This window comes from Clostridium fungisolvens (assembly GCF_014193895.1).
Taxonomy (GTDB): Bacteria; Bacillota; Clostridia; order Clostridiales; family Clostridiaceae; genus Clostridium_AR; species Clostridium_AR fungisolvens.
In genome coordinates this window covers 296305-320010 of the sequence record NZ_BLZR01000001.1, presented here as the reverse complement: position 1 = coordinate 320010, position 23706 = coordinate 296305, and the positions used below count along the sequence as shown (strand labels likewise).

The 23706-nt window shown below is 27.4% G+C and carries 15 protein-coding genes; 1 reads left to right on the top strand and 14 read right to left on the bottom strand.

All coding sequences use genetic code 11. The features are described 5' to 3' along the window. Positions 1-733 precede the first annotated feature (733 nt). Positions 734-1162 carry a hypothetical protein gene (locus bsdtw1_RS01225; protein WP_183275778.1) on the top strand — a complete coding sequence of 143 codons (429 nt, stop codon included), beginning with the start codon at positions 734-736 and terminating at the stop codon, positions 1160-1162. Positions 1163-2341: 1179 nt separating this feature from the next. Here bsdtw1_RS01225 and bsdtw1_RS01220 read toward each other — a convergent pair. The 14 genes from bsdtw1_RS01220 to bsdtw1_RS01160 all read right to left on the bottom strand — a co-directional run bounded on the left by bsdtw1_RS01220 (position 2342) and on the right by bsdtw1_RS01160 (position 23323). Next, on the bottom strand, positions 2342-4243 hold the full coding sequence (locus bsdtw1_RS01220) for a heparinase II/III domain-containing protein (RefSeq protein WP_183275777.1): 1902 nt from the start codon (positions 4241-4243) through the stop codon (positions 2342-2344). Positions 4244-5322: 1079 nt separating this feature from the next. Next, complete coding sequence (locus bsdtw1_RS23570; protein ID WP_280514116.1) at positions 5323-5451, bottom strand: hypothetical protein; 129 nt, start codon at positions 5449-5451, stop codon at positions 5323-5325. Between the two features lie 3215 nt (positions 5452-8666). Further along, a complete protein-coding gene (locus bsdtw1_RS01215; RefSeq protein WP_244638087.1) occupies positions 8667-9569 on the bottom strand; it encodes a beta-1,6-N-acetylglucosaminyltransferase in 903 nt (300 codons plus the stop codon). 61 nt (positions 9570-9630) lie between these two features. Continuing rightward, positions 9631-10407 (bottom strand): glycosyltransferase family 32 protein, encoded by a 777-nt coding sequence (locus tag bsdtw1_RS01210; protein ID WP_183279697.1) that lies wholly within the window; start codon positions 10405-10407, stop codon positions 9631-9633. 31 nt (positions 10408-10438) lie between these two features. Beyond that, positions 10439-11875 (bottom strand): lipopolysaccharide biosynthesis protein, encoded by a 1437-nt coding sequence (locus bsdtw1_RS01205; RefSeq protein WP_183275776.1) that lies wholly within the window; start codon positions 11873-11875, stop codon positions 10439-10441. Positions 11876-12948: 1073 nt separating this feature from the next. Then, complete coding sequence (locus bsdtw1_RS01200) at positions 12949-14100, bottom strand: glycosyltransferase (RefSeq protein ID WP_183275775.1); 1152 nt, start codon at positions 14098-14100, stop codon at positions 12949-12951. A 12-nt stretch (positions 14101-14112) separates the two neighbouring features. After that, positions 14113-15024, bottom strand: a complete 912-nt coding sequence (locus bsdtw1_RS01195) for a glycosyltransferase family 2 protein (protein ID WP_183275774.1) — start codon at positions 15022-15024, stop codon at positions 14113-14115. 16 nt (positions 15025-15040) lie between these two features. Continuing rightward, on the bottom strand, positions 15041-15940 hold the full coding sequence (locus bsdtw1_RS01190; RefSeq protein WP_183275773.1) for a glycosyltransferase: 900 nt from the start codon (positions 15938-15940) through the stop codon (positions 15041-15043). Between the two features lie 15 nt (positions 15941-15955). Then, positions 15956-17065, bottom strand: a complete 1110-nt coding sequence (locus bsdtw1_RS01185; protein WP_183275772.1) for a glycosyltransferase family 4 protein — start codon at positions 17063-17065, stop codon at positions 15956-15958. A gap of 4 nt (positions 17066-17069) precedes the next feature. Beyond that, the gene (locus bsdtw1_RS01180; protein ID WP_183279696.1) at positions 17070-17807 is read right to left on the bottom strand and encodes a WecB/TagA/CpsF family glycosyltransferase; all 738 of its coding nucleotides are present in this window, start codon (positions 17805-17807) and stop codon (positions 17070-17072) included. A gap of 7 nt (positions 17808-17814) precedes the next feature. Next, positions 17815-18867 (bottom strand): mannose-1-phosphate guanylyltransferase, encoded by a 1053-nt coding sequence (locus bsdtw1_RS01175; RefSeq protein WP_183275771.1) that lies wholly within the window; start codon positions 18865-18867, stop codon positions 17815-17817. A gap of 10 nt (positions 18868-18877) precedes the next feature. Beyond that, positions 18878-20182 carry a UDP-glucose dehydrogenase family protein gene (locus tag bsdtw1_RS01170; protein WP_183275770.1) on the bottom strand — a complete coding sequence of 435 codons (1305 nt, stop codon included), beginning with the start codon at positions 20180-20182 and terminating at the stop codon, positions 18878-18880. A 12-nt stretch (positions 20183-20194) separates the two neighbouring features. Then, positions 20195-20917 (bottom strand): sugar transferase, encoded by a 723-nt coding sequence (locus bsdtw1_RS01165; RefSeq protein WP_371874636.1) that lies wholly within the window; start codon positions 20915-20917, stop codon positions 20195-20197. 594 nt (positions 20918-21511) lie between these two features. Next, positions 21512-23323 (bottom strand): O-antigen ligase family protein, encoded by a 1812-nt coding sequence (locus tag bsdtw1_RS01160; RefSeq protein WP_183275769.1) that lies wholly within the window; start codon positions 23321-23323, stop codon positions 21512-21514. Between the last annotated feature and the right edge of the window lie 383 nt (positions 23324-23706).

The following is a 23706-nucleotide window of genomic DNA, read 5'->3' as shown; positions in this document are numbered from 1 at the left end:
TTTATAATTAAAATCCCACATTGATATATATTCAGCTTTTACAAATAAACTTCATTAATCGTCAATTTTCTCTACTTTTTTGCAATGTTTTAATTATAATACCACAATAACAGCGTGTCCATTTATGGCACGTATAACTTTTTACATTTTTTTCATCTATTATAGTATTTTCTTTAATTGAATTATAACATATATTAACACAAACATTCCACACCCAAATTAATGCATGTGAAACCATAATAATGTATCTCAATTTTTATAATCCTAACTTTTACCACGGATTTTTCGTCGAAACCATTGTAATATTTCATAGTATTATTTGTTTTTTTGTATTTTCCCACATATTTTATCTTTACGTGTCTGTTCACAATACATTTTAGCATTATTAAATCAAAAAATACAGGCAATTTCTTGCATTTTCTTCGGTTTCCTCAATTTTCATACTAGGTTAATCATTTGACTTTAAAGCAAAAAATCATATACTTTCACACATTTACTGCAAAAAAAAATGTATTTACATATCATAATAAATCATAATATGTAAATACACTTATATACTTTCAAAAAGGTTCGTGTTACTATTTCCCTCTTGATCTTCCCCGTCTTATCTTAATGCTGATCTCTAAATTTATATACATTTTCTTATCAGTATGTTCCATAGGATTTCCTGCATACTAAAAACCTTTTAAGTTAATACTTAGTATAAATTATATTAGCACAAGGATGTGTGCTTATGGTATCTAAAAAGCATATAAAAATATCGGCAATTGCTCTAATAATAATTAGTTATTTTTGCTGTATACCGATTCATAGCTCAAATGCAAAAGAAATAAATTCTATTCCTGTGGGTAAAAAACTATCCAAAGATACTCATAAAGAAAAAAGAGGTAACCCAACTTATGATTATATAATAGGAAAGGATCACTTACCTCACTTCCGTGTTTTCTTTTGGGTAAGCAAAGAGGCCAAAAATTATACTCCGTATGCTGACGATGAAGTTAAAACAGATGTGTCCGAACATGGGCCGGTAGAAAAGTGGGCTGTAGTCGAAACTAACGAGATTAAAGAAAATGAAAAATTGGTTTTTATATATGTACCTAAGACGTTTGTATTGCTGCAAGGGATAGGATTTCAGAATAAGATACATTTGCGGTATGATTAGATTTTTATGGTTTTAGTTTTGTTAATTTATGTTTATAAAACTGATGTTCTTGTAATTTTGGTGGTAGTCTTATTCGATACTATTAATTAATAATTTTAAGATATATTTTTAGTTATATATATATATATTGTAAGGTGAAAGCTTAGATATGATATTTAAGTCAAATTATACACTAATATTAAGACATCTAAATCACAGTATAAAATAAAAATTATAGTAATGTTCTAAATAAGGATATTTTAATTCTTTATAAGATTGCTGTACATGAAGATGATCCCAATGAATTAAAAGAAAAATAGATGAAGTTGAAAATATAGGCGAAAATACTGTTGCTTCTTATATAAAAAATTATAAATAAGAAGAATCTTAAGTATTAAACATTACGCACTGCGGCGAATCTCATAAGAAAATCAATTCAATGCGAGAGAAATTTAATTATAGAAGCTGTAATCTTCGATTCTAAAGTGAATCGGACTATTAAGTGAGAAAATGGGTTATTAAACAATTTAACATAAAGGTGACACATAGAGAAACGACCTATGTACTTCATAAATTAAATCTAAATTTCATCTATATGTGGATTAAATAAATCTTAAGAACTTCTATAATTAACTATTTTCCCAGGAAGATTATTAATCCATTTTTATATGAAAGCAATGTCATTAGAACTATAGGCAGATATTATTGGTGATTTACTTGACATATAAAATATAAATGCACACCAAAATAATAAAGCTAAGTCTAATGTATTTCTTCATACTCCCCCATCTCTATACAAATATACTTAATTAAATTACAAAATCTTAATATTTATTATCTAATTATAAATAATTAGTCATATTATTCTTTAAATTTTAAATAAAAACTCTGTTTTAAAAAGATATGGAAATTCAACATGTAATGAAGCTTCAGATATCGCTGTTAAATTGTATTTTAATAATTACTGATTCATAAAAAAATATCATTATCAAAAATCAACAGCATCTTAAAGCATAACCTAAAGAAAGTATATCCTTTTAAATATATACATATAATTTACAAATATAATTAAAAAACTTCTCTTTATCTCAACTTCTATTATCTACTAAGATTGTGTCCATCATTTATGCTTGCCAAACACAAAAAAATAGAAGTCAGGATTTTAAATAACACTAGCCTTTCTATATTAATAAAGCATATCTATTGAGATATCTCAACTAAAATCATTGCATTGTCACTAGTGTTAACATTAATAATAAGATTATTGCAAATAAATTGATTATCAATATCAGGCTTGAATAATTTATCCTTACTATTTATTTTTTGTATATAAAAAAAAGCTTTATTCGGAGATTTTAAATTTACAAATATTTTTTTACCATTCTTATAAAGTGTTGCACTTCTTTTATCTAAGGATATCTTTACATCAGCAGTTGTATGAGCATTCCACTCTATACTTAGTTTATTTGCAGATCGTATTATATCCTCTATATAAACCTTTTTCTCACTTTTTAATAGAGTAAAAGTTCTGGTAAAAGAGGATACCTTCGGCATATAAGCATCAGTTAAGTGTAGTGTAGCTACTGATTTTTTCTTTCCTGAAATAAAACTTTGTATTTTTGTATCAGCTTTAACATTTTGATCCGGCTTTCCCTTATCTCCATTAATAACTAAAGTATTATGACCTTCAGCTCTTTTTCTATAATAAGTCCATCTTAAACCGTCATCCCCCATATTCCAATACCCCTTAACATTGTAATCCTCACTTCCTAGATCCTCAAACCATCTCTCTCCAAGAGTATCATATACAAAAGTTCCTAAATCTAAATCACTATGAGACAATCCATTTTTACCCGCTTTAAAAGCCAGGAAAGTATCGTCATTATTTAGTATATTCGTGTGCATGACAGCTACCTCTATTCCAGGGAAATACATATCCTCCTGCTTAACCTTGGATTCATTTATTTTGTCATTGTACCAAATTATGCTCATTGGTGAAGTATCACTTGTAGAAACTATGCTCTTGTAGTACCATAAATACTCACTATTATTAAATTTACTAGCAAGCCATACCATTACTGGAGTTTTAATCTTCCACTGAAGTGAATCAGCATAATTAAATACTGCTTTAGGTCCAGTCATATATATTAAAAAATCGCCAGCTTTTTCAAAATCTTTTCCTTTAGTTATTTCATAATCAGTTTTAAGAGATGAATCTAGTGACGATATAAAATAAGCACAATATGTTGTAGCATAATCCCAATAATTAGCACCTTCAAACCAACCTCCATTTAATGTGTATTGTGATAAAAATCCCGATATTTTATTAATAGCTATCTCAAGGAACGCCCCAGCATCTTTCTCATATCTTTCGTTATCACCGCCTATCGCTAGAGCTCCAATTGCTATTCCGCTGTAGCAAACTGCATTCCAATTATTATCAGATTTAGTCCATGAATCTTTCTTAACATAAGCATCTAAGCCTTCTTTAACTCCTTTTGTATATATAGCTTCTCTTACTTCATTCCTTTGATTTTCATTAAGATAATTATAGAGCCAATCATAACCAATTGCTGCAGCTGTAGTCATTTCAGCAGTATCTAAGAAATGTTGGGGATGCCAATCATAAAACGAAAAACTTATTCTATCGGGATTTAAATCACAGATTGTTTCAAGTTCAATCCATCCTCTTTTAGCGTAAATCTCTTCACCAGTGATGTTATACAGTAATCCTAAGGTTAGAAGTCTATCTAATGCTTTTCTACTGATAGAAAGTAGCCTAACACCATCTGTCAAATCATATCTCACAGGTGGCTCATTAATAATCTTTTCAGCTTTATTTTTTAAATTATTATATTGTTGATTTACGAATTTATCATTATTTATATAAGTTTTAATTCTCTCTATATCGGATTTCCCCATCATCAATCTAGGATGTTCATTATTTTTATTAGTTTGTTTTAATAGTTTTATTATGCTTATATTATTAATTTGATGCTTTTCTTTATCATCTGCATTATAATAATTATTGATAGGATGGAACAATATTAACACTATTAATACAACCAAGGCTAAAAATACTCTTCTATTATTTTTTTTCATTCAACCACTTCCTATACTAAATAATATTATTTCTAATAATACTATATCTTCCTAAATATAATATTGACACAATACAGAGTATCAAATACTTTAGTTCCTCCTACAATAAATCAATAGTTTTTATTATTTATTAATAATATACGATGGTGTTCTGAGCCCTAGAATCATCTATTTTCCCATCTCATAAATTAATGCACAATATTCTTCTCTTGTTTTAAATACAAAATCATATATATCTATATCTTTTCCGGATAATCAGTTTTAAATGTATCTTATTCTATATAATCAAATATATTAATCCATGATTTTAATTAGTAAAAATACATTAAATCTTAATTCTCTGCAAGGTTAGTTGAAAGTATTAACTCTTCGATTAAAAAAGAACTTTTTAATCAAAGTATTAAAAGTACATCTTCCATACATTATTCTCTTTTTTGTCTTTATATTATTTAAACTATCTTCTGCTATCCCACTGATATATTCTTATATGATATAATTTTTAACTTCAGCTATATTTTTAGTTAACCCCTTAATAAAGCTATTAATTTCAAATATATTTAACTGATTATCATTTTCAAGCCAAGTATCTAAATCACTTTGCTTCTTGCTAAATAAAATTTCTTTGAATGAATCAATTAATAATAAATATATTTTGGGCAAGAAAGGCGATTTCTTTGCCTATTACCTCCAATTATTTTATAGAAATAACTTTATCTGTTGGCTTATCATAGTAATTTATAAAATATTTGCGACCAATCAATCCATACTTCAGATAAGTAAGGTCTATAACTTGCCTTATTAATCCTCTTTTTCTTTTAAAATCATTCGTATTGGTCAAGCAACGTCTGTACAACCGTTTAAGCACAGATTTTCTCCAATTCTTTTAAATGTATATTTTTTTAAAGTAAGTCATAGATTACGCTATTAAATGGTAATAAAGAAGGTCTTTTACGAATTCTAAATATGCCGTGGACCCCACAGGCATTACTATCAAGATATTTTCTAACAGTTTGTCATGATACTCCTGTTTCTCTTTATAGTTTCTCTTATTCCGTGACTTGCTTATGCAAGTTACGAGTTTAATTTAAGCTTTTCTCATTCTTAATAACTTTTTCTTTATGATTTAAGTTTGAAGAATTATTTTCCTTAAGAATTAACTCAGATCCTTCGGGAGAAAGATATTCCTTAACAACACGTCTATCCATCATTAATTCAAATCCTATTTGTTTATAAAATTCATCTCTAGCACATATAGTCTTTGATTGATTTATACAATTAAGAATGCAAGCTATTTATCGCCTAGGATTCCTATTGTTTTGTTCTTTCACTTTATCTTAAAACTCAAGGCATTAGTTTGATAGTTTTTAAACTATTCAGTTAATTCTTCAATAGATTAAATCTATCACTGATCCGGATCGATTCCAGATGAACCCTCTTTATACCAGTTGCATATGCTTTCAATCATTCAACTACATTATCTAAATCTTTAGAATCTATATATTTATTATATTTTTTGTCTCAATATCAACCATAACTGTTCCAGAAATACTACATTTTTTCATTGCAAAATCATCTTTACAAACTTTGATTGTGAAACCCCTATCTATTATATTAACTCATTCTATAATCTAGAACTTTTCTCGTTAGGTTCTAAAAACCCTAAAATTTATATCAACACTTTCTAGAACAGTTTCGTTATTCCAAAAATTCTTTCTATATTCTTAAAGTAATAATTATTTTCTTAGGTAAGTCTTGAAAACTCTTTTTTTACTATGAATTAGATTTATTATATTTGCCCACACATTAAAGGCAAGTTAAACTTTTGCGAGTAGATGATACTTCAATATATAGTATCATTAACTAATTCATGCTTAATATATTGTAAATTAGAATTGTTGATTTACACTTAATAATAAATTAAAAACTATGTTTTTAGATGGGATTGTGAAAGATATGCAGATACTGGATCAATTTTTATGATAATAATGTTGTCAATGCCATATTCAAAAACTTTTACTGGAAAGCTTTGTTTCTACATACTCAAGAGTTACCAAGAATGTTATTAAATTAATAACATTCTTAGCTTTAATGATTAATGCTGAAACCGTATCAATTATATATATAATGATACTATATTAACATTAGTAAGAAATTTATTTAAAGACGCAATTAAAGTTCATTATTTAGTTAAAAATATAGATTCAGATGTTTTTGCATTAAAAAAGATAGAAAAATATTGTACTCTAATCCGCTATATGTATAGAAGCATAATTCCATATATATTAACGAGTAAAAATAAAGATGTGATATCTGAGCGTTTAAGAAAGTATATAGAGATGATTCAATATAAAATTCTGGAGCAATTACCGAGGTATTAACTAATGTCATTCACGTAACTGATAAAATCAATTTAGCAAAAAACTTTCTTCACAATGTGAATTGGTATATCAAAAAAATTTTTCTAAGAACTCGTTTAAATCAAATCATCTAGAAGAGATTAATTATATTAGTTAAGATAAAAACAGCATGAAATTATCATTAATATATGGAAAAATAAAATCTAAGTGGTATATTATGAAAGAAATAATAATAAGCATCACTCTGAAACAAGTGTTGAGGTAGCTAGATAGAGAATACTTCATTTGTAAAAACACTAAAAAGAATATTTAAAATCAGACAAATGAATACAATGACCTCGTGGAATAAAGAGAGTAAGTGAGCTTTATAAATGCAAAAATTACATTAATAAGTTATTAAAGCAGGGTAAGACCCATAAGGAAAATTTAATCAAACTAAGCAAGTTAGCCTATAAGAGATCTCTTTCATACCTGTCTTCATATAATCAAAAATATAATGAGACCTTCAGTACTTTATATAGAAGATAATAATATTGATTCAAAGAAAAATTATACTGTAAATTTAAACTTAGTGATTAAAGCAATATGTAAGAATATCGAAAATTTAAATAACAATGATTTAGATATTCTGGTTAGCTTAAAGAAAAAACATCTTGAGTTAGTAGGTCCACAGAACCTTATCAACGAATTTGAGAACATTTTAAATACGTTTCTCTCACCTTATGTGATTGCATTGCTTAAGCTAAACACTTCAGATCCCCCATTATATATGTGGGGTAAAAAACGATATTATGTCTATTGAAAATATCATTACTATAAAATATAATAATAAGCTTCTGTATGCAATAGTAAACAATGCAAAAAACTTAAAACGTACAAGCTACGAACGGTGTAATTTTGACCTTTCAAAGAGTAAAGTTATAAACTGACATAGTATACCCTGATAGCAAAATCACTACTTATTTTAGTTTTCTAAACCACGTTATAATTTCACCAAAATTGCGAGAGAACCAAAAGTACTTGACAATCTACAGACATTTTCATTTGTCATGTTATCATTAAAAAATAATCTAGCCGAGGGCTAACAATAATTAATATACACATACCAACTATCATCATAATAATTATTAGTACTGATAATTTTATGAATTTAAATACTTCTTTTCCATTAAATACAATTACCGCTACTGTAATAATAGGCACAGTAATAAAAAACATTTTTATTCTGAATATCCTAGATATAATAAATAATATGATCACACTAACAGGAAAAGTAACAAAACTTACTTTTTATAAATTGGATGTATTAATAATGCATTGTATATTATTGATAAAAATAATAGAAATGATTGTACACCTGAAATAGCAAAAATCCATATATATCATCTATAAGAAAAACTTGATGCATAAGAATATTGAACATAAATTAAAAACACATTTAAAATAAATAATGTATAGAAACCATATCTATTACATATATTTTTTAATTAGATATTATAATATACGTAGGTAAAAATCGAAAATACATTCTTAATTACAAAAAAACATTATTGAAGATGCTACAAATATAAAGTTCAAAATAATTAAAGAATCATTTAATCATAGACTATAAACAGAAAGCTTTTTTAATATTTTAAATACTAAAATTATACTTATTATATGTAATACATATCGTAATTCCATTGGTATAGTATCTGGTTTTACCTTCCACAGCCTAGTATAAACTATATTATATAAAATTACTAAAATAATTTGATTAGTAACAGCATTTTTTCATTTATAAATATACTAAGGCCTAAATAACCTTTTATTATTGCTTTAAAAAACACTGATGAACCCTCTTTAATATATTGCTCTACTAATCATTAGGAACAAGAAATTTATTGTAAAAAATAAAGAGCGCTTCTTATAAGATTTTATCATATAGACACATGCCTTAAACAATACCATACAATACAATAAAAGTGATCTAAAATAGTTATGATATTACAAATATTTCTTATGCTATCAATTAACAAATCTTATAAAAAAATATATCTTTACTTGGATTTAATGCTTGTTATGAATTAGCGCTTTACACCCTCATCATTACATAAATAGCTATAAATTATATCAACTATATCCTTATCAGTTTTCATACTAAACTTTCTAGCAAACAACATATCAGAGGTTAGTAAATCTTTATAATCTTCTTTCCTAAATATATACGGGTCTCCCCTCTCCCAATCAATTAGTCTCATTATGGCATGTATATCGTTATCAAATTTTAAATGATACAAATTATTAATAAAGGGAGAATTGACAACTAAGGTTTGTAAAAAAACCTCATCGCAACATAAAGTATATTTATAATCCTTTAATATTTGATTAGATTTTTCAATTACATATTGTGCTAAATCGTTTGTAATACTAAACCAGTTAGTCCCTTTTTGATATATTATATTACTATTTTTTATTCTATTAACTTTTAATATACTCTGGATAGACAATAATATTTTTTCTAACATACGTATCGTTTTACTAGTTAAAGTTTTTGACCTTCCAATTTTGTTTATAAAAAAATAATAATATTTAACCCTATCATAATAATTAAAATTTCCACAGTTAAACCTAATAAATTCTTTTCCATTATTTCTATCAAAAAAGTCGTGTATATAATCTTGATTTTTTATTGGTAAATCCTGGCCAGATAATAAATGATAATAACTATAAGTTCCTTTTATAGCCATATCTAAAAGCATAAGCTCACATTCTATTTGACTTACACTTCCCCAAACTACATTTATTCTATCTGAAAAATATACGTTTGATTTCTTAATCTCACGGCTGATGTAATCTCTATCAAATGATTTAACTTTTTTATCGATATGAATAAAAATATCATTTCGTTCATCATCAATCATATGCAATAAAATTTTTAGCAAATTAAATTCACTATGTGCAATAATTAAATATGCATGTCTACCCAAAAGTATCTCCACCTCTTTCTATTTTAACAAGTATTCTATTATTGACATAAAACCTAAAAATTTATTTATTTTTATGAAGTTTATATATATTATAGAATGGTGTATTTTTTATGGCTATCTTTCCAGTTATTTTTTTATATATAGTTTTACGTAGCAAGAACTTACCCATACTTTTCAATATCTTTTTTGATTTGTCTCCTTCTTTCCATGTAGCTGTATAATGATGTTCAGTAAAACCTTTGGAAGAGCTAAATGTTGGTCTCTCAAAATACTCTTTTGGGTATACAACAACATTATTATCTAACACTTGGTACTTATTATTCAACTTAAATTTACTAAAGTTATCTAAAAAATACTTTGTAAAAAGATTATTATTAGCTTCATATTTTAGTAATTTACCATCATATTTCTTCAATAATTCATTAATTATCATATGATTGCTAACACTGCCTATAACTGCTGTACCTAATAAACTGTCATACATAAATCCTATAAAAAAGTCATTATCCAAAAAGCCTGAAATATCCTTTTTCACTTCTACGTCTGTATCAAAATAAACTCCCCCAAAATCACTTAACACCTTAAGCCTAACGTAATCGGATACAAAAGCATATTTCTTTTTTTCATATGCTTCTTTTATATACGTATTACTTTTCACATCAAAATTATCTTCATTCCATTCTTTTATAATAAATCCATCTAGCTTTTTCCAACTAGTTATACACTTGTTTATAATATTGCTCTTTTCTTTTTTTCCAAACCAGCAATAATGAATTATTTTAGGAATGCTCATATTTTTATTTCTCCTATTCACAAAATCATTTTCATAATCTTCTATAAAACTATATATAAAGTTGTCCTACTTTCATTTAGACATTACTTCTTTTAAATAAACCTAAGAATAATTTATATTCTTTAGTAACCAAAAGTCCGGTACTATATGTCAGAAAACCTATAATTAATTTGACTATCACACTTATATATATATTCTCAATACTTACTGCTAAAAATAATGAATAACCAACTGCCATTAAAACAAAAATTATTAATGTACTCTTTAGATTCACCAAAAAAGCAACAAAACTTCCCAAAAAAACATCCGTTAATAAAACATAAAAGCACTGAATAAAATTGCAAATAAAGGCTACCGAAATTCCTATAGCTAAATATACTATATTTTTTGTAATAATGCCTGTAAGTATTCCTGTTATAGTAAATATTGATGATATAATACCTGTTGAAAAAAGCTTTTTTACATATCCTGTTGCTTGAAATATTGAACCAATGCTCGATAATACCATTTGGAAAATCATAGATAGTGACAATATTTGAAATATAATGATACTATCTGTCCATTGTCCTCCATACATAATAAATATTATTTCTTTTGATGAAAAAAAACAAAATACAGACGCAAAGACTCCTAAAAGAGACAATAGCTTAACAATTTTTAAATACGAATTATATATTACTTTTTTATCCTCTTGATAATCAGATAAGATAGGATGTAAAACAGGTGTAATTACATATGTTAAATTTTGCACTGGATAGAGCATAAGCTTATATGCTTTATCATAGTACGCTAGAGTATTTACTCCCAAGTATTTTCCTACCAGTATATTATCTAGATTCCTAGTAAAATAATTTATAAAGTTAAATAGAAATTGATATGTAGAGTAACTCTTTACCTTCTTTATAGAGGTTATATTAAAGCTTCTATATATTTTTACCTTTGAAGACAAAGTGCTGAATAAGAATATAGTTATACTTTTTAAAACAGAATCAAAAATTAATGCATAGTAAGACCAGCCTTTAATAGCTAGCGTTATAGTAATACATCCTACTATTATATTAGCAGATACATTTATAATTCCTACTATTTTAAAGTTCTTTTTCTTATATAATAATGCATTTGGAACTATATTAGCTATATTAAAAAGAACAGCAATTGAAAGCATTGAACCTAGTTTTATATATATTTTATTGCCATAAAAATCTGATACAAAATAAGAAAAGAAATAAAAAAGTATAGCTATTATTATTGATGCAAATATGGAAAAAATAAAAATATCAGAAATTTCTTTATCCTTTAGAGATTTATTTTGAATTATAGCTGGTCCTATACCCATATCTCCTAAAATAGCAAAAAATGAAGTAAAAACAGATATTATAGCTACTACTCCAAATTCAGATGGAAGTAATAGTCTTGCTAAAATTGAGTTTATAATTAACTGAACAAAAATATTACAATATCTAGATACAAAATTTATTAAAATTCCTTTTCTTAAAGTAGAACTTACTCCCACAATTACCTCCACTTACAAAAACACTATCACTGATAGCAAGTTTTATTATTTATTAATATATTTATATTTATATTTATTAATTCTAATTTGTCCTAGGTATGTATATACAACTGCAAGTTTGAATATAATAAGTAGAATTACCCATTAAATAGTATTGATTAGGATTACATTTAGAGACAATAATATTCCATACAAATAAACTTAAAACAAATGATTTTTGCTTCATATCATGGCATTTTTGAAAGCTTTATAAATATTAAATATTATAAAATAAATTAGCAAAATAATACCTTGCTTAACAAAAATACTTATATACTGTGAATGTGTAGCTATATCCTCAAAAATATTATTGTATTGTATAATTGTAGACATAGCTGTATTTCCTCTCTGAAGAATATGGAGAAACAGTATATCGTATGTCTTAACTCCTACAATTACAGTTACTATCATTACCTCCACAAGTCCTCTAACACAATAATAGCTTTTTAAATAGTCTTATTATAGATATTCCATCTCCATAAAAAAGGTATATTGCGCACCTGTTACTATTGCTAAATTACCTATTATAATCAATTCAAATATAGACAATAGGATGTAAAAATTATAACAATGCAGCCTATTTTTCTTTTTGAAGCAATGCAATCATACAGTACAACTAAAAATTAAATAGTTCCAAGTTTCCGGCTGCATTACTTGTATCAACAATTCCCTTTACCCGAAAAACTCCTTCTCTATAAATTATATGATCATTAAACTATCCAATATATAACCTCTTATTAGTTATATATTAAGAAAGAGATAGCACTCGGTTATACAATACAAAGTAAGAAAAATATATAAATATTATTTTGATATCCATTTATTTAACATTTAAAATATATATTAAATCAAAAATATGCCTAACATGTTGTAAAACTTTACGTTATCAACTATTTTATCATTCGTAAATAATAAAAGCATATGTCTAAATGTCATAATAAAATATATAATAACTACTAATAGATTTGATACTAGCAAACTATAGATAAGTATATTCATATACTTCGCCTCTGCCTTGCACCTGGTAGTATTTATTATAAAACTATTTTTTTATACATTTGATCAATTCTATTAATTACATTTTCTTTCGAAAATCGCTCAATACAGTCCTTTCGTATAGTAAAAGATTCAAATTTTTTATACTCATTAACTAATTTAATCATTGTTCTAAACAAATCATCTATATCGCCTACATCTACTAAGTATCCATTTATATCCCTAACTATATTGTCTGGACCTCCTGTTTTGCTTGCTATGATAGGCTTTCCGCATGCTAAAGCTTCTATAAATACAACTCCAAAAGTTTCAAATCTGCTTGGCAATACAAATGCATTACAATTTTGCATTTCTTTAACAACTGATTCTCTATCTAATTCACCTAAAAACTTCACCTGTTCTTTAATACCTAGTGATATTGTTAATTGTATCAATTTTTCCTTTTCTTCTCCGTCTCCACCAATATATAGTTGAAAATTATTGTCTCCTTTAAAAGCCTTAGCGAATGCATTTATAAGTATATCAATTCCCTTCTTGTACATTAAGTAACATATTGATAAAAACACAAATTTTTTATTACTTTCACTAACTTCACCAAGTTTAAATCTACTTACATCTACCATATTAGGAATAACTTCAATCTCTTTCTTGTTACAGTAAGGTTGTAAATCTTTCTTTAATCCTTCACTAACGGCGATTAATTTATCAGCTTTAGAAATCTGAACTCTAATCAATGCTTTTTCATCATCATTCATCATATTTCTAGAGTATCCAGTGAAGTGCTCAGTTATAACGTATGGTATACCGTATTTTTCTTTTAAATTCATTGCTGCATAACCAGCCCATAAACATGAATGGGCATGAATTAAGTCAATTTGCTTAGTATGTTTTATATACTTTTCATACAGTTCCAATATCCCATTAGCAAAAGAGTAGCAATCACCAATAGGACCACTTTTTAATTTTCTCAGTTTCTTTTTTCTATACACTTTAACATTATTGTCTGTATACTCTGTTCTTTCACAATAACTAATATACTTTTTCAAATAACTAACTCCAAATCTATCCACATACAAAACAGTCACATCATGGCCTAGTTCTGCTAGAGCTTCTGCTTGCTCTTTAAAAAAACTTCCTAATGTCATATTATTTTTTGTATGATACCACGACGGAATAATAAGTATATTCATAGCTCCTCCATATTACTTATATTTAAGTTTATAATATAAATTTTCCCCTAATAACATTGAAATTAAGTTTTTAAATGCAGATTTATTTAATGGATAATATTTAAAAGCCCTAAAGTAATATACCTTAGCTTCATTAAATTTTCTGAATTTCATATATATATTAGCAATATTCAAATATTGGTTAGATAATATATTATTTTTTCTTTTGATATAAGTCTCATTATCCGAAATAAGATTTGATACTTTCTCTAAAATTAATCTATGTCCAGCTATAGCTTTATCCATATTTCCAGAGATGCTATTCGAGTGTATATAATATTTTAAAAGAGGCTCGTCTATTTTAATTATCTTATACTCTCTTGCAACATTTAAATAAAAATCCCAATCCTGACAACTCGGTAATCCTTCTTTAAAACCTCCGACAGAATCAAATACTTTTTTCTTTATAGTTATCAATGAAGTACTACCTATTATATTTTTACATAACATACCATAATACTTATCTTCATACTCATCTTGTCTATATAATGTAGTTGTCCTTTTTTCAACATCAACCAAATACATATTAGAATAAAGCATATCTATAGTAGAATCATTTTTTAAACAAGCAACCTCTTTTTCTAGCTTAGTATCTATCCATTGATCGTCGCTATCCAAGAATGATAAAAAAGTTCCTTTTGCTAATTTAGCTCCAGTATTTCTTGCACCTGATCCCCCCTTATTAGTAGTATGTTTATGATATGTAATAAATTGATAACGTTGTACATATCGATCTATTATATCTTTTGTATTATCATTAGAATTATCATCTATTATTATAATTTCATAATCCCTATATGTTTGTGCTAAAACACTATCAATAGTATTTGAAATAGTATTAATACGATTATATGTTGGTATTATTACACTTACGTACGGATTCATATACACTCCTCATTTTCTAAATATTATATTTAAATCTACAAACAAATGTATTTAGCAATATTTTCCTTCCATACTTATTAAATATTTTAAATATATAAATTCTAAGCTTGCTTACCTTTTTTCTTCTTAGTCTTCTTACTATAAAACTTTCTTTTTCATTCAGTATTGATTGTATTTCTTCAACTGCCTTAACATTTTCTTTTTTATCCTTATACATTTTTGAAATATAACTTGCAACCTTTATCTGATCATAGATTTTTGATTGAGTAATTCCATTACTTCTAATTCTATAATGTAATGTACTTTCTCTTAACTGATAAACTCTAAAATCATTTAATAATAATCTGCAAAGCAAATCATAATCTTCTGCATATGGAATATTTCTATAGCCATTTATTTCTTTACTTTTCAAAGTCTTAGCTCTCATTATCCATGTAGGGTGTACTACATCATTTTTATATTTTAAACAATTTTTCAAAACATCCACGTCTTTGTACTCCCTTGACTCTCCTATCTCTACTCCAGCTTCATTAATAAAAATCGCTTTAGTACAGAGTAACGCTATTTCCTGATGCTCGTGCATAAACCTTACTTGCTTTTCAACTCTGTCTTTAAATGAAATATCATCTGCATCCATTCTAACAATGAAATCACCTTTGGCTTGTATTATACCTTTGTTTAAACTATTAACTAATCCTTCATTCTTATGATTTTTTATATAAATAATTCTTTCATCACGTTTTACATACTTTAATATTAACTTGTCCAAAGAAATGTTATCAGGGTTATCAAGTATTATAAAAAACTCTAAATTACTATAACTTTGATTAAGTATGGATTCAATTGCCTTCTTTACCCATTCTTCATTTTCATTATATGCACTCATAATGACAGATACTAACGAATTATATTTCATACATACCTCCAAAAATTAAGTTTCATTTACAACTCTTAAGTAAAATTTTCTGTAATTATGCGTAAAAGTTTGTAAATCAAATAAATTACGATATGTATCAAAGGCATTTTTTTCATACTTATTAATATCCTCCTTATTTTTATATAATTTAAGTATAGCCTCTGATAATTGTTTAGAATTTCTAGCTTCAACTAATAACCCATTATATCCATCTTTTATTATTTCAGGAGTCCCATCTACATTAGTTCCTATAACTGTTTTTCTTTGTGAAAAAGCCTCTATCGGAGTTAATGGTAACCCCTCCCATAAAGAACTCAATACTACTAAATCTAATTGACTTATTATATTGCTTATGTCACGTCTGAAACCAAGAAATTTTACATACTTCTCTATATTTAAGAACTTACATTGGTCAACTAACTCATCTTTCAGTTCGCCATCTCCAACAATTATAAACCTAATATTCTTATTTTGTTTAATTAATTCACTTATAGCCTCATTGAAATATTTAAACCCCTTTTGCTCAGAAAGTCTTCCAATGTTACCAACGACAAAGAAATCTTTCTTTTTAAATTCAGATATCTCTTTAACTTCTTCAAAAGATAAAGCATTCTCTAAAGAAATTCCGTTGTATATAACTTCTATTTTTTCAGGTTTAAGTTCAAAATAGTCAGTAAGATTTTTCTTTACATTCTCTCCTACTGCTACTATATCAATATTAGACAATGAAAACTTAGTAAATATCTTTCTATCATTGAATGTATTATGAGCAGTACAAACAACTTTACATCTTGTAAAGTTCGAAATAATTTTTGCATAAAAAGTAGCCATTCTATGGTGACTATGAATAATACTTATATTTTCACTTCTTACTATATTTATCAATCTTACAATGGTCTTAAATATATTTGCAAAGCTCTTATCATCATAATCTCCAATTTCATAATGAGTAATACCTAATTCAGCAAGCTTACTCATATGTATTCCGCCTTTAGAACATACTATTATTTTATTAAAATCATTTTTTAGATTCTCGCAAAGTTGTAGAATTACCTTTTCTGTTCCACCATAGTCCATAGTTTTGGCTAAATATAGTATATTTTTATCCTTAATATCTTCACTCATAAAATCACCACTTTTTTCTATACTTAATAATAATTGATATAATCTTCATATCATCAACTAAATATCTTTTAAACATTCGTTTTGGTTCTTTACTTAACCTATAAAACCACTCAAGGCCTGATTTTTGCATCCATCTTGGAGCTCTCTTAATATTTCCCGCTTCAAAATCAATTGTAGCTCCTATCCCCAAGGAGACTGGCACTTTTAAGTCTGATAAGTAATTATAAATAAACTTTTCTTGTTTTGGAGCACCAACTCCCACAGCAAGTATATCTGGCTTAACTTCATTAATTATTTTTATGATTTTCTTTACTTCATCTTCTTTTTTTTCGAATCCGAAACTTGGAGAGTATGCTCCAACTATATTTAGTTTAGGATACTTAACTTGTAAATTCTTAGCCGCCCTATCTGCAACGCCTTCTGCGGCTCCTAATAGGAACACCTTATAACCTTTATTAGATGATAACTTGCAAACCTCAGGAAAAAAATCAGATCCAGAGATCTTTTCTTTGATTGGTTCTTTATTTAATTTTGATATCCAGACTAAAGGCATACCATCTACAAGGATTAAATCAGCATTATTATATACTTCTCTGAGCTCCTGATCTTTTTCTAGTTTTACTATATGATCAACATTTGGTGTTACAACATAATTATATCTACCATTTCTTATAAGGGCATCTATTCTTACCAAGGCTTCTTCCATAGATAAATTATCTATTTCTGTATTTAGAAATCTCATTCTCATACTAATCACCCATTATACACTTTATTTCTTTTATTTCGTTCATTTTTTCTTTTTTAGTGATTATTATTACCTCATCTGTTTCAACATAAAAAACAGCTTCAAGACCATAAAAAACTATAGGCTTCTTATGACTTATTCCTATATTATTATTTGAGTCTATAATTTTTATATTATTATCACATATATTGAAATTATTGTCTTTACTCCTATATCTCTCTAGAGAAGCCCAACTTCCAATATCATCCCATCCAAAATCACAAGGAATCACATGTATAGATGTTGATTTCTCCATAATTCCATAATCTATAGAAATAGACTCAGTAAGTTTGTAGTTTTCTTTCACATATTCATATAGTTTATCTTCTTCAATATTTTCAACAGGTTTTAACACCTCATATGTTGTCTTCAAATTTTCTTCAAGTAATTTTAATATAAAACCATTTTTCCATAAGAACATTCCACCATTCCAAAGATAAGTGCCTTCTCTTAGATATTCCTTTGCTTTTTCTTTATCTGGCTTTTCAACAAATCTCTTAACTTTTATAGCTTTATTATTGTTTATTTGAATAAAATCATTCGAGCATTCAATATACCCATATCCAGGCTCAACTCTATCTGGAGTCATACCTAGCGTTATTATTGACTCTGGATAGTCATTTAAAAACTCTCCTCCATCTCTTATAACTTCTAAAAACTTCTCATCATTATTAATAAGATGGTCTGAAGGAAGAACTACCATAGTAGACTCTTTGTAATATTTACTTATAACAAAAGCTGAAAGTGCCATACATGGTGCTGTATTTCGTCCTTCTGGTTCAACTATTATATTTCTCTCATTTAGCTCAGGAAGCTGGCTTTTAACCAAGTTTACATAGTTCTCTCCAGTACACACAAAAATTCTTTCCAAAGGTATGAGCGGCTTTATTCTATTAACAGTCATCTGAATCATAGTTTCTTCGCCTAAAAGCTTTAAGAATTGTTTAGGTTTTTCTTCTGTTGAAAGAGGCCAGAATCTAGTTCCCTTACCTCCAGCCATTATCAATGCACACAGCATAAAATCCCCCCTAAACTATCTCCTTTTTACCAATTGAATAGTACTCAACCCCAGCAGTTAATGCCTCAGAAATATCATGACAGTTTCTTCCATCAAAAAGAACTGCTTTATTCATCAATTCCTTATATCTTAAAAGGTTAACCTTCTTTATTTCTTCCCACTCAGTGAATATAAAAGCCAAATCAGCATCCCTTAATGCATCTTCAGGATTTTCAACATAATTGACTCCACTGGGATAGATTCTTCTAAAATTCTTAATTCCAACAGGATCGTAAGCTATAACTTCAGCACCTTCCTCTAAAAGTCTTCTTACGTTTGGAATGGATGGAGCTTCTCTTAAATCATCAGTTCCTGGCTTAAAGGTAAGTCCCAGCACTGCAACCTTTTTGCCTTTAAGAGTTCCATACTTCTGTATTGCCTTTCTAATTAATTTAAACTTCTGATTTTCGTTAACTTCTATAGTAGCCTTTACGGTTTTAAGCTCATACCCATTATCTGAAGCTAGCCAGTGAAGAGCTTTTGTATCCTTCGGGAAACAAGATCCCCCATATCCTATACCTGCTTTTAAGAACTTACTTCCTATTCTTTCATCATAGGACATCCCTTTAGTGACATCTTCAATATTTGCACCTACAATCTCACATAGATTTGCTATTTCGTTAACAAAAGATATTTTTAAGGCTAAAAAATCATTTGAAGCATACTTTATCATCTCCGCACTTCTTCTATTAGTGACAACAATTGGCTGGTTAAATCTTTCATAAACTTCTCTTAAGATTGACTCCGCTCTCTGAGACTCAACTCCTACAACAATCCTACTTGCATGTAAAGTGTCTTTTATAGCTGTCCCTTGAGATAAAAATTCTGGATTTGAAGCAACTTCTATACTAACCTTATTTTTCAAATTAGATTTTATATAGTCTTCTACCTTGTCATTAGTACCTATTGGAACTGTAGATTTAACTACTACTAAGCAATCTTTCTCTATATTCTCTGCTATTTGTTTTGCGACATTATACACATATTCTAGGTTGGCAGATCCATCCTCTCTTTCGGGGGTACCTACTCCTATAAACACTACATCTGCATCTTTATATGCATTAACATAGTCTAATGTAAAATCAATTCTTCCTTTTTCATAATTACTCATCAAAAGTTCATCTAAACCAGGTTCATAGATAGGTGAAATACCTTTTTTCATCATCTCAACCTTATTAGAATCAATATCAACACATACTACTTTGTGTCCAACTTCTGAAAGGCAAGCTCCTGTTACTAGTCCTACATACCCTGTACCTGCTACTACTAATTTCATTATCAATTCCCCCTACCTTGCATGTTCATCCCCAAACAATACACCTATAGTTTTAAAAATAAGTTTTATATCTAAGAAAGTATTTCTTTCTCTAACATACTTAACATCCAGCTTCATCCAATCCTCAAAGTCTATATCATTTCTTCCTGAAACCTGCCAGTAGCAAGTTAAACCGGGTTTCACATTAAGCCTTTCAAGCATCCAAGGCTCAAACATAGTTACTTCCCTCGGTAAACTTGGTCTTGGGCCAACTAGGCTCATGTCACCCTTAAGCACATTTATAAGCTGCGGGAGCTCGTCTATGCTTGTTCTTCTTATAAATTTTCCTAGCTTAGTTACTCTAGGATCTTCCTTTATCTTAAACATCGGCCCGCTCATCTCATTTTGCTTATGAAGCTTCTCTTTAAGTTCCTCAGCGTTGGTAACCATAGATCTAAACTTATACATCTTAAATGTTTTACCATTAAGGCCAACTCTTTCTTGTGAAAAGATTACTTGCCCCTTTGAATCTAGCTTTATCAAGATAGAAGTGATTAAAAAAACAGGTGATGCCACTATCAAGCCGAAGAAAGCACCTAGCAAATCTAGAAGTCTTTTTACTGCTCGATAGACAATTCTCCTGTCGCCATTGATAGCAAAATCATCTTGAACTTCCTGTTTTATACTTATTTCTTCTTCCATAGCTAATTCATCTTGGATTTCTGCACCAAACAATTCTTCTCCAAGGCCAGACATCATGCTTCCCCCTCACACCAAATTTATAATGTTATATATTTATTTATAAAGTTCATATAAAATTCCAATTTTGTTTGTTAATTTTTAACATTTTTGTAACGTTTTTATTATAATGCTATAATTTTTGTATGTCCAATTTTACTATTCATGAATTTTTCACATTTTTTTCACTTATTTTTACTTTTTGTTTAGTGGAATTATAATATTTATTCACAAGTACATTTTATAGACAAATATTTTTATGGAATATATTGTAAACAAACTTATTGATGATATCTTTTTTGTCATTAAAATTTTTTTGTCGAACCCATTGTGATATTATACAATTTATCTATTTTTTTTTGTAATTTATCACATCTCATTCTCACTTATATCTTCCAATAATGCATTTTGATGTTAATAAAGCTAAATATACTGATACTTTCTCCTGTTTTCTCGGATTTTCTCAGTCTTTGTATCATATAAATCAGTTGACTTTTCAATACATTCATCACATATTTTCACATAATGGGAATAAAAAAAACTCACTGAAGCAAATTTCCTCAGTGAGTTTTCTGTATATCATTTAATAGTATAGTGCTATAATTATGCTTTTTAATCTTTTATATCCATCTCCAAAGTCTCATTAAAACTCTTCTTTAATTGATGTCTTACATATTTACTTCTTGGATTTAGACTTAAATATGCTTCATCATGCTTTTGTTTAATTCTTTCAATCTGCTTAGTAAAGCTCTTGCTGCTATTTTCCTCTAAATCAGTTAGATAATTATAATAGGTTTTATAAACCTTTGGATTATATTTCTCTACTGAGATTATATTATTCCAAATACTAATAGCATCCTCATACTTTCCCTGCTTACCTTTTACATACGCCATATTCCATTTAAGATTTAGATCTTCCCCGTCATATCTAATTGCTGCTCCTAAATTATCTTCCATTTTTTTTAGCATATCAGGATCATGAATTTCGGAATACTGATCTCTATAGCTATCACTCATTAGCTGATAATATCTGCTATCTCGAAGTAGAACAGTTGAAATAATACTTCTTCCAGTTTCATAGTTACTACTATTTATCATGTACTTTCCTAATTTTAATGTGCCTTCATTATAGAGAATTACTGATAAGAATATAAACATTCCACAGATTGCTGAAACAATGCTTTTTTTTCTTAAATAAAACTCTTTATTGCTATCTAGTAAAACTGAAAATGGTAGCATATAAAGTGCAAATATACTTGAAAATGAAAAATCAAAATCTAATAAACTGTGAAAAAATATTATAAGTAAAATGCTTAAGTTTAAAACATTTATAGCTTTGTTTTTATCATTAAAATTCTTGCATATTTTAATTACAACATAGAATATCAAATATAAAAACGGAATAACTGCAAAAATTCCTATATCAAAAGCTATCTGCAAAATTGAATTATGCACATACTTTACACTATAATAGGCACTCTGAAAATAATATTGCAGTTTACTAAAAGTATTAATTCCATGTCCAAAAGGTATTTTTTCAATGTCTTTAATAGTATCCCCAAAGATTATTAGTATTTCCTGAATTGATCTATTGATAAAAGATATATTTCTTATTCTTTCAATACTATTACTGCTACCTGTAACTAAGATAACTATAAATGCAGTAATAATTATAACTAAAGCAAAGATTATTTTTCTCTTTTTGTAGCCTTTACTAGTTCCTTTAGCTATTGATTCATATATGTATATAAGTATCGGTGCAAGTAATAGTCCTGCTATAGAAATTGTTGATATCAAAATATATACCATAAGTCCCATTAAAATATTAATAATAGGCTTAATTTGTCTTTTACTTACTGCAATAACTACGCTACATATAACTAACCATAAAAAGGTATTCCTTGAGCCAGTAAAAAATATTGAAGTTATAAATATAATATCTATGGTTATCTTATAAAAATCTTCTTTTCTTATATTGTTTATATGTATAAGAACCAAAAGTGCTAATGCAAAAGTATTAGCATAACCAAACAATCCAAAGACTCTTTGATTTAGATACATACTTTTATAAACAACTGACAAAAAAGAAGCTATAGCCATTATATACACTGTATATTTCATTATGTCATCTTTTCTCTTATCTTCCTTCAGAGAACAATAGATCACATAATAAAGTATAGGAGATAAATATAGACTTACTCCTCCTAAAGCTAAAAAATTGAAATTACTTACTAAGGAGATTACAGCCAAAAGAAATAGGATACCTAATGCAATTATTATATTTCTGTTTAAAGTAACTTTTTTTACATATATCGCAATATATAAGATTGCCACTAAAGGTAAAAGTATATTACCAGCTTCAAATCCAATTACAGTGTAGGGAATCAAAAATGGTAAAACAAAAATAATTACGTCTTTAATCAAACTATCTCCTCCTTCAGTTAAAATATAGTATCAAATCAACATAGTTTTATTGATAAAATTTTTTCAGTAAGAAAGTCACTATATTATTAAAAAAGTCGCTGAAGCGATCTTCTTCAGTGAGCTTTTTTTGCGCATCTGCCTTTTCTGAACGTACGTGAAGAAATTCTGGCAGGCGAACAAGTTTTATTTTTTACTGTGTTCCTTAAAAAGCTATGATAAACACTTGAAATTTCTAAATCTAGATGCCATAAAAATCTTTACTTCCTTAACAGTAAAAAAGTGGCCTAGCCACCTCTTCCATTATAAGTAATTCCCATCTATTTAACAATGTTAATATTAATTATTAACATTAATAATTTTATACGTTTCTACATATTTCTTTC

Excerpts from the sequence above, each read along its gene's own strand:
- bsdtw1_RS01225 (WP_183275778.1), top strand. The coding sequence starts at position 734 with ATGGTATCTAAAAAGCATATAAAAATATCGGCAATTGCTCTAATAATA.
- bsdtw1_RS01220 (WP_183275777.1), bottom strand. The coding sequence starts at position 4,243 with ATGAAAAAAAATAATAGAAGAGTATTTTTAGCCTTGGTTGTATTAATA.
- bsdtw1_RS23570 (WP_280514116.1), bottom strand. The coding sequence starts at position 5,451 with ATGATGGATAGACGTGTTGTTAAGGAATATCTTTCTCCCGAAGGATCT.
- bsdtw1_RS01200 (WP_183275775.1), bottom strand. The coding sequence starts at position 14,100 with ATGAATATACTTATTATTCCGTCGTGGTATCATACAAAAAATAATATG.
- bsdtw1_RS01195 (WP_183275774.1), bottom strand. The coding sequence starts at position 15,024 with ATGAATCCGTACGTAAGTGTAATAATACCAACATATAATCGTATTAAT.
- bsdtw1_RS01190 (WP_183275773.1), bottom strand. The coding sequence starts at position 15,940 with ATGAAATATAATTCGTTAGTATCTGTCATTATGAGTGCATATAATGAA.
- bsdtw1_RS01185 (WP_183275772.1), bottom strand. The coding sequence starts at position 17,065 with ATGAGTGAAGATATTAAGGATAAAAATATACTATATTTAGCCAAAACT.
- bsdtw1_RS01180 (WP_183279696.1), bottom strand. The coding sequence starts at position 17,807 with ATGAGATTTCTAAATACAGAAATAGATAATTTATCTATGGAAGAAGCC.
- bsdtw1_RS01175 (WP_183275771.1), bottom strand. The coding sequence starts at position 18,867 with ATGCTGTGTGCATTGATAATGGCTGGAGGTAAGGGAACTAGATTCTGG.
- bsdtw1_RS01170 (WP_183275770.1), bottom strand. The coding sequence starts at position 20,182 with ATGAAATTAGTAGTAGCAGGTACAGGGTATGTAGGACTAGTAACAGGA.
- bsdtw1_RS01165 (WP_371874636.1), bottom strand. The coding sequence starts at position 20,917 with ATGTCTGGCCTTGGAGAAGAATTGTTTGGTGCAGAAATCCAAGATGAA.